Here is an 11,369-nt window from a genome sequence, read left to right as displayed (position 1 = left end):
GCGATGCCGTGCGAGCGCTTGGCTGGTATCGACAGTTCCGTGAAATTGTCCTGATGTTCGCCATCACAAACATAGAAACGCTCTGTGAGCCGCTCTAACTATGATTCAGCATCTATTCAACAGAGCAGCTTTTTGGTGTGTAGAATTCTCCTCCTTTTTGCCCGCCTTCCATGGCGAACTGTTTAATGAAGTATTCGTAGATCCGACCAAAGATATCTTCATCCTGATCACCGTTTCCTGCTTCCACACTGATATCTGCAAAGAGGTTGATCAGTTCTTCTAATGCATTTGAAGAGTTATCTGAGAGTGAGGATCGTGAATATCCTTTTGGCAGAATTCCTTTGAGCCGGGGGTTTTCTTCTTCTATGGCGCGCATTGCGTCGTCTATTTTCTTTCCGATTTGTGGGTCTGTGGCGTTGTCGACGAAGTATTGCCAGCGTGCTTCTTCAGGTAGATAGAATACGTTTTCTTGTTTGTATTCGTCTTTGTCTGTTAGTATGTATTCGCGTTCTTTCTCGTCTTCAGTGTAGTATCGGGAGTCTTCGTCGTGGGTTTTCTCTTTGAGTTCCTGTCTACGGGCTTCAAAAGAGTCAGACATACTCTTGAGGAAAAGAAGTCCGAGTGCGAAGTCTTTGTATTCAGAGGGGTCGACTGGTCCTCGTAGTTTTTCGGCGGTTTCCCAGAGTTTCTTTTCAAGTTCACCGTTAGAATCTCCCGCAATAGCCATACAATGTACTGTTGGGGATACTCTGATAATAGTTCCGTTGAGCGGTTAGCCCTGCAACCGAGTACGGATCTCAAGTAGGAAGTGTAGAAAGACGTTGGCTAAGCTCCTCTACAGATCGTTCAGCGACATCCTCGTGTATTGTTCCACTAATAATTGTCTTTCCGCTTGAAAAAACTAAGTTTACCGTACCGAGTTCTGGTGGCCGATAAATTACGCCAGGAAACTGTTCGGGTTCATATTCTACATTCTCCAAACCAAGATGAACTGCCAACGCTTCTAATTGAATGGTTCTATCGAAGTCCTCAAGATAGACCGCATTCTTCTGCTCGAAAGAGGGTTCAGTGAATTCTACACCTATTCTCTCCAGTGCACTCAAAAGAGCCTTATTTGCATCAAGGAGAGAGTCTCTACTATCTGTTCCACGGATTTGGTAAGTTCCTGTGCGGTATAGAGTAAGAGCTGGTCCATCAGGCTCTAAACGAACGGTGACCATTGAGTCTCTGTGCCAATTTGATTCGATATCGAATTCATTCTTTAAAGAGTCGATCACAGAGTCTAAATTAAGTTCACGTCCAAGGTCACCACTTCCCATAGTACTCACTACATTCATAAGATTTTCTTAGCCTACCGACCTAATTATTCTTTTAATCTCTCGCTCTTATGTAGAACTGCGGAAAGCCCCAATAACGAGACAATCAACGATTGACTCGGTGGATTCACCAGCTAAAGTGAGTGAGCGAACGATACCGAAGGTGTTAGCGGTCTGTTCCAAGCCCGCATCAAGCGGCTCTGTGTTGACATTGACTACGTCCAGCTTAATCAACTGCCGAAACATCCCACCGAACGCTGGCTGAGCAGAAGACATATCGCTAAATTATCGTCGGTTCAGTGTAACTATACGGTTTTTCCGTAGGTTTGCATAAGAGCGTAATCTCTTTAGACGTTTGACTGAATCGTTTTTTATTTGTTTGACAGTTTCTTTGAAATCAGAAACAGTATTTAGTAGTTGGTTCTGGTAGTAGGTTTCGTAGAGATTCATACCTTATCAGACATCTTAAAATACGGTTTCTTACCTGGTTTTTAATCATGATATAGGAGGCAGAAATCACCAAACGTTCCAAATTGTAGGTTACCAGTTTTGTCGTAGTGAGGTTTGGCTAAGGCGTTTCCGGGCTGTTTTGACGTATTTTTTGTTTTGTTCGATTCCGATGTAGTGGCGTCCGTGTTCCTGTGCGACTACCGGGATTGTTCCTGTCCCGGTGAATGGATCGAGGAGTATGTCCCCGGGTGTTGTCCACCATTTGATGATCGGTCGGAACAGTTCCCGGGGTTTCTGTGTAGGATGGTTTCTGCGTTCTCTGCCTTGGCAGATCGGGGTTTTGATGACGTTGTGTCTCTGTCCACGGTTTGCTTGGAAGTGATGGCCTTCACCTTCGTTGACCGTGGCTACGACCATTTCTTCAACCGCTCTCTGCCATTTCACTCCGTGGAACTGGGGTACAGGGTTGTCCTTGTGCCAGTATACCTTCTCCCGGATCTCCAAGCCTTGTTGTCGGAGAGAGCTGATCATCCGGCCCATGTTCAGGTCATCGTACATCGAGATGAATACACCTGTATCAGTCAATACCCGGGTAGCCTTTCCTATCCAGTCGCTGGGTTGTACCTGTCCGTAGTCCCAGTCCCCGAAGTCATGACTGATATCCTTTCTATCATCAAAGCTAATCTCGAAATCGGATGAGATGTTGTACGGTGGATCGGTAAGGATCATATCTACCGAGTTCTCAGGCAACCGGTCCAACAGTTTCAGCGAGTTACCGTGAAGTATACAGTCTAAAACACGTCTATCGATCTGTACCACCCTCTTTCCTGGTTTATTCGAAGTAGCGGAGTAGTGCTTCGTAGCTTTCATCTAGGAGTTCGACCGCCTTCTCCTTTTGCCAGGTAGCTAACGGGATATCGACGGCCTCGTAGGAAGGGCCGCCATCTCGGTAAGTGACTTGGAAGCCGTAGGGTAGTTCCTCATCAGCTTGGTATCTGGTTTCGGAGACGTACCTGTCCTTGTTGTGCAGGTGCTGGTCGACCCAGTGGTTCCAAACAATCTCGTCCTGCAACTGCTCCTCCAACGACTTCCCATTATTTTCCTCACCGATTTTTGGTTCACCAGTCTGCTTCTTCGGAGTTTTCCACGGTTTTAAGCAGGTCTTCGAAACCGGTTTGTCCGCCGTCCGGTGCAAAGTCTTCGAGCCCGGACTGGCTGGTAAGGACCTCGACCGCTTCCTCCACCTTCTGGTTACCTGTCTTTCTCAGAACCATCCCGGTGTAACGGTCCTCCCCGTACCGGTCGGCCTGGCTTTCCAGAAACCGTTCTGCATCCCTGACCGTATCAAAGAACGGAACGACGACGTCCTCCTGCCTTTGTGTGTGATAGAGCACTCCTTCATCACCTACCCAGTAGTACTGTGTTCTTCTTCCGCCATCAGTCTCCAACCGGTCTTCCACTTCTTCCTTTAGTGCCTGGTCTACTGCTTTACTGTAGTGTGCTTCCGGAAAGTAGTTGAACAAACCATACTTTAGCTCGGAACTTCTTGCTGCGTCTACGAACAGCCAGGACGGCTTCCTGTTCTCCACGTATCTCTTTGTCTCAGCGTACTCGGACAACAGCCGGTCTACTTTGTCGCTGATTGTCTGGCCACCTCCTCTAACTGGTAACGTTCCGCTGCTAACTCGGTTTCAAAGATACGGGCTAGTTCTTCAGCCATCATTTTCACCCCGGTCCTCGGACTCCAGGTATTGTAGTGCATCAAGCTCGGTCTCAAACACACCGACGATATCCTCAACCCGGGATCCGTCCGGAAACAACGGCTCCTCATCATCTGGGTCTATGTCGGTTCGATAAGCACCTGCCTGTTTCAACTGTTCCCGCGAAAAGTAGCCGTACTCCCACCGTCCGTACGTGTTTGGGGATTTGACCCGGCCGAAGTAGACCTCGTCCTCTTCTTCGACTTTGTCGTATGCCTCCCACTCCCAGTCAGGAAGGAACGCAGCCTCCCACCGTGCTAAAGCCTCTTCATCATCGTAGTCAGTCATGCAAAAATCACCGTTCTACGCTTCTATTCCGTGTTTTTCCATCAGCTCTCTCAGTGATTTTCGTTCTTCAGGCCAGTAAGGCTCCGAATCACCGCTTTCGATCAGGTCTCTGGTTCTCCGATCGACCGCTGTCTTCCCGAGTGTTTCCGGATCCGGTATCTGGTTCGTACCGTTTTCCAGCAGCCGGGCTGCCCGTTCGAACCCTTCCGCCAGATCGTATTCTGGTTCACTGCTGTAGTGTGTGAGCGCCCGCGTACCCGCGTTATAGGTTTCCCACAGCGTCGGATTCTCCGAGTCCTCTACCTCTGACTGAAGCGCGTTCAACAGGTCAGGAACCGGATCCTCCAGGTAACGGTCGATACCCGTGTCCAGCAGTACGAGCAGTGCCTCATCCTGGTTCAACAGTTCACGGTTCTGAGCCTGCGCCAACCGATGCTCAATCTCTGCCGGAGACTCCACGACAGCGTCAACCGCATTGTACGCTACCCCGGGCTGAAACGGCTCGCCATGGGTTTGCTCGAACCCCAGCTCGGAGATGAAAGAGGTCATACCGTTGCTGCATACCTGGCGTTCCGCCCCGACATCGTACTTCAATCCGTGGAACCCGCTGTGACCGCTACGGACCCGTAAACCAAGTTCAATAGCGTCATCCTGGTCCGCATAAACCTTGGAGCCGAGATCGAGGTCTGCTGTCATCTTGTGGGCTGTAGGCGAGACTGATACCTGGCCCTCTGGCTGGATACCGTGGCGTTCTGCGGCATCACCGACCGTCTCCAGGATATCCCCATACTGGATCACATTATAAAAATCATCGCTGCTGGATACCACGCCCGTTACACGGCCATCACCGGTCCACAGACTGTCCCTGTACGGAACCTGCTCCCACTCATCTACCTCCTCATGATATGCATAGACATCATGACGCTCGACCCTGGGAAGCTCCTCTACGGTTTTATACAGTCCATCTAAATCATCGAAATAGTAGTTTTTTTTAGAGATACAAGTATCACCTCTGTATCCCTAGATATGGTTGGAAAACAGGTAGTATCCTCAGAAAGGCCTTGTTTCAGATGGGTGGTCTGAGTTTGTTTATTTTTCAGCTGGCCCGTGATCCCTTGCCGGTGTTTGTCACAACTTCGCCGCTCCATTCCTCACTATCTCCGTCCGGTTTTGAACCCTTGTTGTCAGGGACTCCGAGGATATCCCTGATCCCTGAGTTTTTCATTTCGTAGAGCATTCCTGCCAACACCAGTGGTTTACCCAGTAGTGGTTTGGTTCCTCGATCTTCGAGTTCCTGTTTCCGTTTGTCATAGTCGTCGTTTCTGTAGATCCGGAACGTCTCTTCTATCTCGTTGACTTCGACTATGAGGATGTCTTCCCCGTCGTAATTTAAGAACTCGTCCCTCCAGTTGGCGGAGAGAGTGATTCGGAGCCGTGTTGAACCGTCGGTGAAGATCTTGAAAACTGAGTCGGAGCCGGAGGTCTGTCTGTCTTCCTGATCAAGCTTTCTTCCTTCCAGATAGGGTGTACGCTGCTGTTCATCCTGGTACTTTTTTTCGACGATGGCTTCGGAGTCTTCATCTAGTCCCAGCTTCTTGATGGTATCCGGCAGGTATACCCTGTAATCCGGACTGTAGGTCGTTCCTCTGTTCTGAATGTCTTCAGGGTGGCAGGTTACTTCGTGTTCCCAGATCTGTTTTGAAGTCATAGATCACAGACCTATATTCTCTTTCACGGTTTTGTTATACTCTCTATGAAATCAATAAAAAGAACGAGGGAAACCGGTTAGAGACCATCTAACACCGGACTATCCACATAATCATGTGGGGGGTGTTTTTCATTTTTTCCTGCTACCTACGGTTTGCGACATCTCCAGAAGAATCAACTGGGGGGAACTATCGAAGATGGATGATCACAGCACCGACCGTGTCAAGCACAGTGAAGATAAACTACATGAAGCCTTGTACAGGACTTTTTGGAAGACCGGCGGTATCGGGGTTCAACTGGTTCTGATACAGTCGCTGTTTGCTGGACGGGCATCTGCAGCCATGGTAAGCGGCTGTTCCGGTAGCACGGCGGGTTTCGAGGGACTGATTATGTTGATCGAGCGGTTCCAGCAGCTAGGTTTCAGTATTGCGGTTCCTGGAGCGGTTCTCGGCCTGATTATTGCAGGGCTTCTCTGGCAGGGCGTTCTCACAGGTCTACAGCGGAAAGCGCGGCGGGTCTTCTCCGGTGCGATTGTCGGTCTGATCATAGTCTTGATCAGTGAGGACTTGGTGGCGTTCATTGCCGTTCCTCTCTGCAGGGGAGGCTGAAAGATGCGTTTGAAGACCTGTTTGACAGCTGCATGTCTTATTATGGTTTTATCAACAGTTTTAGCCGGGGCGGCAGCTGCTGATCAGGCTGCGACCCCTTCGGGGAAGGATACCGGTGATGGAGAGGAGGGCGATGGTAGGTCTGTGGAAGAGTTGGTGGAATCCATTGCTTCTGCTCTTTTGATCCCGTTACAGCGGCTGGCAAACGAACTGTCTGGACTACTGACACGTGTTTTTGCCAGTTATCCTGAGGTAACCAGTCAAGAGGTTCTGGACATCCATGAGAAGGTGTTCCGGGTTTCCTTGGTGCTGTCAGGGGCTGCAGTGGTCTGGATCGGTGTCTTGCGGTTAGCGAATATAATTGATGCTATTCGGCCACTGGCCTCTGTTATCGGAGCAGTTGGCTTGGGTTCAGTCGCGCCTGAACTACTTCGGTATCCGGTGGAGATCTCCCGACTGACAACCGAGGCCTTGATGCCTCAGAGTCCTGGCTTCCTTGCGGTAACTAGGTTCACGTTAGAACTGGCGTTAGTGGCTTTTTTCGACTCAACTCTTCTCCTCGGGATTGCGTTGATTTTCCTGGGCCGAGATGTGTTTTTAATGGCGGGGGTGGCGCTGTCTCCTCTTATCGGCCTGATGATCGCTACACCAAGACTCCGTACCTTCGGGGAAAGACTGGTCAATCTCTGGATTGCGTGCCTGCTTATCGGCCCGTTGAATGCGGTTGTATACGACCTGACCCTGACGTTGTTAGAGTCTGGTGACCTGATTCCTCACTTCCTCTGGGCGCTGGCAGGTATCGGCTTGATGTTCGGACTGCCGCTGGTGCTGCTTGGAGCCGGTGTTACAATGGCTTTACCGCTGACACGTGTGGCAGGCCAGGCAACAGGGATAGTCTACCAACAAACCCTCCGTGTGGCAGACGAGAAGCTAAACATCGACGTCGACCGGGGAAGCCAACAGAAAAACAAAGATTCGAGAAACCGCCGTAACCGTTTCACCAGGAGAGGTGATGACTGATGGAGGCGGAGTTCCCTGCTCCGTTTGACCACGAAGTAAGAATTATTGACCGGTACACGGTATGGGATGTATCCTGGATGGGGCTTCTGGTCTTGATCGGATGGTTCCTTCCTTTCCGGTTCGGCGCGGTCACCGGGTTAGTTCTCGGTCTTATATTTGCAGAGCTTACTCCGGGCGGGAAACGCCTGGATAGACACGTGGTTGATGCTGTCCGGCAGATAACAGGTAGTTTGACGGTTGCACGTCCACAGGTATCGAAGATCGTGGAGGGCTCGGTGCTGCTTGAAGATAACACCGTCTTGGGAATCGTCGAGGTATCGTCCTGTAGCATCGAACAGATCCCTGAGTCAGACAGAAGGGCGAACCGCGACGTTGTCACAGAGATGCTTGCCGGGGTTGACTATCCGGTAGAGATCTACTCCCGGCAGAGACACGTCAGTCTATCAGACTACCCGGGTACCGGAGACAGTGCGGTCGCCACCGACCACTACGTCGTAGTGAGGACTTCAGCTTCGACAGTCGCTGAGGGACACCGAACGGTCGCCGACAGATCTAGAGAGGTCAGAGATATGATGACAGCAGCCGACCTACGTGCCGAACGGCTGACCGGAGAACAGCTTGAATCAACGGTAGAACAGCTGTACTCAGGTAAAAAAGCTCTCTCCCGTACCGGATACAGGGTTGAACACGGACAAAAAACGGTTTGCCGCACGCTGTACGTCTCGGGATTCCCTGAACAGCTGCCGTTCGGATGGGTTGCCGATGTGTTGAACGCCGAGTCACCGGGGCTTGTCGACGTCGTCCAGAGCTTCTACCCCTTTTCTAACATGGACCGAAGCCGAATGGACCGGCTGTTAGCCCGGACCGAGGCAGAGATTTCAGCCTCACGGAAGCCGTTCCGCCAAGCAGGGCTCCAGAAACAGAAACAGGATCTGGAAGACCTAATAGATGCGGAAGCCGGCGGAGAGCCGCTGGTCAACTACGGGGTGTGCATAACCGTACGTGGAGAAACCGGTGACGAGGCTGAGGAAACCCTGGACGCAGTAAAATCAGTGCTGGACCAGTATCGGGTGGAGAGGAAGAGACCGGTGCTGCAGATGTCTCAGGCGGTCAAGACAGCGTCACCGTTCCACCGTGACCGGCTCGGTAAAAGACGTGTTGTCCCCGGATACTCTGCGGCCTCAGGATTCAGCTTTGCCGCATACGATACGGTTGAATCCGGCGGTATCACGTTCGGTCAGACCCACAAGGATAAGCAGCATGTAGTCCTTGACCGGTTTTCCTGGGAGGCCGGACATATCTCGGTCATGGGAAAGGTCGGGTCCGGAAAGAGCTACTGGACCGGTATGATGCTGCTCCGGTCAGCCAGGACGTACGACGATCTTGAGATCTATATCCTTGACCCGAAGAGACGTGACTACGGGGATATCGTCGACGCGTTAGATGGAGAGACCGTAATAATTGAAGATACCGACCATGATAGTATCCAGAACTCGGTAGTACGGTATACCGTTAGGGATCCTTCCAAGGACAATACGGAAAAGCTGGCTGAGACCGTCCGTCACATCTACCGTGAAGCATTGAATACCGATTCAAAGTCGTTAGTGGTTGTCGATGAGGCCCACCGCGTCATCACTCGGGGAAACACGGTATGCCAGAACGGGTTACAGGCAGTCTCCAGGTTGATCCGTGAAAGCAAGGACTATGACATCGCAGCCACCCTTGTAACGCAGAACGCTGATGAGTTCACACGGTCGAACGAGGGACGGAATATTCTCCGCAACATCGACTGCAGCCTGTTCTTCAAACAGAAAGGGTTTGAAAACGAGGTTGCCGACTTCTTCCGGTTCTCCAAGGAAGAATCAGGAAAGCTTCGTAGGCTGAAGACCGGTACCGGCCAATCGTTCAGTGAAGCGCTTCTCCGCGGACCGGTAAACAGACGGATACGGATCGATGCAACCGATGCCGAACACCGGCTGCTTGAAGATGGGATACTTGAACCCGAAGCCTTCAAACAAAGTATCCAGAGCCAGCCATCCGGGCTTGGCAAGCCTGAGCCGGAGATACTTGAAAAGGAGACCGATGGAGGCCAAGAAACCGACAACGCTGAGACAGCAGGTTCGGAGACTGTAGAGGACTTCAGCCTGACTAAGGTTTTCAGCATCGTATCCAAAAGACCGATCAGCCTGTTTGAGTACGGACTGGTAATCGGACTACCGGCTCTGGTGTTTCTCCATCTGAACGGATCACTTCCGGTTCTTCCGGCAGGAGCCCTCCCATCCACAGTCATCGATCTTCTTGCCGGAGGCATAGCTGTACTCATCGCTGCCGAAGCCCTCTGGATACTGGTGTTGAGTGTAGAAAGCTGGATAACAAAGCCCTGGAGGTAACCGGTCTATGCATTTTCCCTTCAACCTGGGCAGTAGCTACGTAACACTGGACGGATCTACAACAGATCGGCTGTCACGACCTGAGAAGACGTTCCGAACAGTTGAGGTTCTTCCGCCGTTTGAAGAAGAGCTCCCGGCAACGCTTGACAGGTTCGTGAAGGCGGTTACGGAGTATCAGACAGAGCTGTTCGGGATTAGAAACAGGTCGCCTACCGTAGCGTACGAAATCCACCGGTTCAATCCCCAAAAGCTTCGCCTCCAGTTTTCAGTGCCATCCATGAGGTTAGAACGAAAGCTTAGAACACATCTGAACGAGCAAGTATCCGGAGCCGGGTTCAGGGAAGGAGTCGACACGATCCCGTTGAACGATGGAGATACCGTCGGCGTTGGAACTCTCACCCTCCGTAAAAAAGATGTGCACCCGTTACAGACAACGTTCGAAAAGCCGCCGACCAACTCCCTCGTCACAGCTCTCCACCGGGATGCGATGCGCGACAGCCGTATACTTATCCAATTACTATCTACACCGATGGCGGGCCAGCCGGTCAAGAAACGTCTCTGGCACCGGAAAGCATCCAAGGAAAGCCAGAAGCTACGCAGCGAAAAGATAGGAGTACTTCCCTGGAACGACCGGGACCCAACACCACGGGAAAGAAACCAGGCACGTCACATCGAAAAGAAAGCCGGCAGCCCCCGGTTTAACACATCGATCCGTATCCTCGTCATCGGCGCAAGAAAGTATACCGCAAGCAGAATAAAAGAAGTCTCCGGAGGGTTCAACATTTTTGCAGACCCCGAGACCGGTCAAGGATTCCGGACCGAGGTGGTACGAAGCCTCCGAAGGAAACCGATCATCGACTCAGTCAAGAATATCAGAGACCGTGAACCAACCCGGCAGTTCCAACTATCGACCGAAGAGCTGTCCGCGTTACTAACGATCCCCGACCGTGAACAAGACAACATAGAAAACGCAGTATGAAACCCGAAGACACCCTTGAACTGATCGAAAACTGCGGCGGCAAAGAAGTGACATACGTCGGCACCAAGACCAGTATCCTCGGCGCTGAAAAAAACGTCTACATCGAAGACAGACACCGGGCCAAACACGCCCTGACCACAGGCGTGAACGGCACCGGAAAAACACACGAGCTGCTTCACGTCGCACTACAGGACAGCGTCAAAGACCGCGGTTTCGCTATTTTCAACTCCAAGGGAACGGTTATAGACCAGTTCCTGGCTAAAGTTCCGGAGAACCGGTACGATGACCTGGTATACGTAAATCCGTACCGGGAACCGATCACAGGGATCAACGTCCTTGAACCTTACCTGGATCAGACAGTGCCGACAGCAGCGAAAACCAACCGGATCGAGCTCATCGTCTCCAACCTGATCCAGTTGTTCAAACGTTTGAGCACCAACTGGGGTGACAGGTTCGGCAGGGTCCTCACCACGTTGCTCCGGGCCGGGGTCGAAGCCAACATCGAACACCGGGCCGGCTACACGCTGATAGATATCAAAAACTGCGTCACCGACAACGAAGAGCTCAAACAGCTGATCGATGATACCAAGGATCCTGAACTCCGGTCACAGCTTGTCACCATCAAGGACGACCTCTCCGACAGTCAGCTTGAACCCCTGGTCCGGCGGCTGAACGACTTTACCGAGAACAAGACCGTCCGACATATCGTCGGTTCAGAAACAAGGGCCGTGGTGAATCACCAGACGTAGCTTGATTTCACGGTTTCAGAGATTGCTTGATGTTGTGAACCGCACACATCAGGACTAGCTCACGAAATTCACCGTACCAGGTTCGCGCACGCACGGCGTCGC

Annotated in this window: 13 protein-coding genes and 4 pseudogenes; 6 read left to right on the top strand and 11 right to left on the bottom strand. The window is 51.5% G+C overall.

Going from position 1 to position 11,369, the window contains the following annotated elements:
- Positions 1 to 98: pseudogene (locus Harman_RS20940) on the top strand (IS5/IS1182 family transposase); the annotation flags it as partial.
- A 14-nt stretch (positions 99 to 112) separates the two neighbouring features.
- Here the strand turns inward: Harman_RS20940 and Harman_RS20935 are convergent.
- The 10 genes and pseudogenes from Harman_RS20935 to Harman_RS20895 all read right to left on the bottom strand — a co-directional run bounded on the left by Harman_RS20935 (position 113) and on the right by Harman_RS20895 (position 5,522).
- Positions 113 to 727 carry a type I restriction-modification system subunit M N-terminal domain-containing protein gene (locus Harman_RS20935; protein ID WP_235007299.1) on the bottom strand — a complete coding sequence of 205 codons (615 nt, stop codon included), beginning with the start codon at positions 725 to 727 and terminating at the stop codon, positions 113 to 115.
- A 70-nt stretch (positions 728 to 797) separates the two neighbouring features.
- Positions 798 to 1,337, bottom strand: coding sequence for a transcription factor (locus tag Harman_RS20930; RefSeq protein ID WP_137685609.1), 540 nt, complete (start codon positions 1,335 to 1,337; stop codon positions 798 to 800).
- A gap of 48 nt (positions 1,338 to 1,385) precedes the next feature.
- A pseudogene (locus Harman_RS20925) lies at positions 1,386 to 1,502 on the bottom strand (IS1595 family transposase); the annotation flags it as partial.
- Positions 1,493 to 1,592, bottom strand: a pseudogene (locus Harman_RS22210) (IS1595 family transposase); the annotation flags it as partial. The pseudogenes Harman_RS22210 and Harman_RS20925, both read right to left, overlap by 10 nt.
- A 264-nt stretch (positions 1,593 to 1,856) precedes the next feature.
- The gene (locus Harman_RS20920; RefSeq protein ID WP_137685608.1) at positions 1,857 to 2,636 is read right to left on the bottom strand and encodes a DNA-methyltransferase; all 780 of its coding nucleotides are present in this window, start codon (positions 2,634 to 2,636) and stop codon (positions 1,857 to 1,859) included.
- Positions 2,599 to 2,838 carry a hypothetical protein gene (locus Harman_RS20915; protein WP_137685607.1) on the bottom strand — a complete coding sequence of 80 codons (240 nt, stop codon included), beginning with the start codon at positions 2,836 to 2,838 and terminating at the stop codon, positions 2,599 to 2,601. Before Harman_RS20915 ends, Harman_RS20920 begins: the two co-directional genes overlap by 38 nt.
- 46 nt (positions 2,839 to 2,884) lie before the next feature.
- Positions 2,885 to 3,385 (bottom strand): hypothetical protein, encoded by a 501-nt coding sequence (locus tag Harman_RS20910; protein WP_137685606.1) that lies wholly within the window; start codon positions 3,383 to 3,385, stop codon positions 2,885 to 2,887.
- A gap of 93 nt (positions 3,386 to 3,478) precedes the next feature.
- Positions 3,479 to 3,814: a hypothetical protein gene (locus tag Harman_RS20905; protein ID WP_137685605.1), complete on the bottom strand. Its 336-nt coding sequence runs from the start codon at positions 3,812 to 3,814 to the stop codon at positions 3,479 to 3,481.
- 15 nt (positions 3,815 to 3,829) lie between these two features.
- On the bottom strand, positions 3,830 to 4,642 hold the full coding sequence (locus Harman_RS20900; protein WP_235007298.1) for a DUF932 domain-containing protein: 813 nt from the start codon (positions 4,640 to 4,642) through the stop codon (positions 3,830 to 3,832).
- 268 nt (positions 4,643 to 4,910) lie between these two features.
- Complete coding sequence (locus Harman_RS20895) at positions 4,911 to 5,522, bottom strand: hypothetical protein (RefSeq protein WP_137685603.1); 612 nt, start codon at positions 5,520 to 5,522, stop codon at positions 4,911 to 4,913.
- 196 nt (positions 5,523 to 5,718) lie between these two features.
- On the opposite strand from Harman_RS20895, the gene Harman_RS20890 reads away from it, so the two are divergent.
- Genes Harman_RS20890 through Harman_RS20870 form a run of 5 tightly spaced genes read left to right on the top strand, consistent with a single transcriptional unit; the run spans position 5,719 to position 11,267 of the window.
- On the top strand, positions 5,719 to 6,129 hold the full coding sequence (locus Harman_RS20890; RefSeq protein ID WP_137685602.1) for a hypothetical protein: 411 nt from the start codon (positions 5,719 to 5,721) through the stop codon (positions 6,127 to 6,129).
- A gap of 3 nt (positions 6,130 to 6,132) precedes the next feature.
- A complete protein-coding gene (locus tag Harman_RS20885) occupies positions 6,133 to 7,149 on the top strand; it encodes a hypothetical protein (RefSeq protein ID WP_137685601.1) in 1,017 nt (338 codons plus the stop codon).
- On the top strand, positions 7,149 to 9,539 hold the full coding sequence (locus tag Harman_RS20880; RefSeq protein WP_137685600.1) for a hypothetical protein: 2,391 nt from the start codon (positions 7,149 to 7,151) through the stop codon (positions 9,537 to 9,539). The genes Harman_RS20885 and Harman_RS20880 overlap by 1 nt, the downstream gene beginning before the upstream one ends.
- A 7-nt stretch (positions 9,540 to 9,546) precedes the next feature.
- Positions 9,547 to 10,518, top strand: coding sequence for a hypothetical protein (locus Harman_RS20875; protein WP_137685599.1), 972 nt, complete (start codon positions 9,547 to 9,549; stop codon positions 10,516 to 10,518).
- Positions 10,515 to 11,267, top strand: coding sequence for a hypothetical protein (locus Harman_RS20870; RefSeq protein WP_137685598.1), 753 nt, complete (start codon positions 10,515 to 10,517; stop codon positions 11,265 to 11,267). Before Harman_RS20875 ends, Harman_RS20870 begins: the two co-directional genes overlap by 4 nt.
- A 7-nt stretch (positions 11,268 to 11,274) precedes the next feature.
- Here the strand turns inward: Harman_RS20870 and Harman_RS20865 are convergent.
- Positions 11,275 to 11,369, bottom strand: a pseudogene (locus Harman_RS20865) (IS5/IS1182 family transposase); the annotation flags it as partial.

It is taken from the genome of Haloarcula mannanilytica (assembly GCF_005406125.1).
GTDB classification, from domain to species: domain Archaea; phylum Halobacteriota; class Halobacteria; order Halobacteriales; family Haloarculaceae; genus Haloarcula; species Haloarcula mannanilytica.
Note: the sequence above shows the minus strand (reverse complement) of the source record. Positions and strands in the feature narration are given on the sequence as shown.

Bases quoted from the DNA above. Each gene is read 5' to 3' on its own strand.
- Harman_RS20935 (WP_235007299.1), bottom strand. From the start codon at position 727: ATGGCTATTGCGGGAGATTCTAACGGTGAACTTGAAAAGAAACTCTGG.
- Harman_RS20930 (WP_137685609.1), bottom strand. From the start codon at position 1,337: ATGAATGTAGTGAGTACTATGGGAAGTGGTGACCTTGGACGTGAACTT.
- Harman_RS20920 (WP_137685608.1), bottom strand. From the start codon at position 2,636: ATGAAAGCTACGAAGCACTACTCCGCTACTTCGAATAAACCAGGAAAG.
- Harman_RS20905 (WP_137685605.1), bottom strand. From the start codon at position 3,814: ATGACTGACTACGATGATGAAGAGGCTTTAGCACGGTGGGAGGCTGCG.
- Harman_RS20895 (WP_137685603.1), bottom strand. From the start codon at position 5,522: ATGACTTCAAAACAGATCTGGGAACACGAAGTAACCTGCCACCCTGAA.
- Harman_RS20890 (WP_137685602.1), top strand. From the start codon at position 5,719: ATGGATGATCACAGCACCGACCGTGTCAAGCACAGTGAAGATAAACTA.
- Harman_RS20885 (WP_137685601.1), top strand. From the start codon at position 6,133: ATGCGTTTGAAGACCTGTTTGACAGCTGCATGTCTTATTATGGTTTTA.
- Harman_RS20880 (WP_137685600.1), top strand. From the start codon at position 7,149: ATGGAGGCGGAGTTCCCTGCTCCGTTTGACCACGAAGTAAGAATTATT.
- Harman_RS20875 (WP_137685599.1), top strand. From the start codon at position 9,547: ATGCATTTTCCCTTCAACCTGGGCAGTAGCTACGTAACACTGGACGGA.
- Harman_RS20870 (WP_137685598.1), top strand. From the start codon at position 10,515: ATGAAACCCGAAGACACCCTTGAACTGATCGAAAACTGCGGCGGCAAA.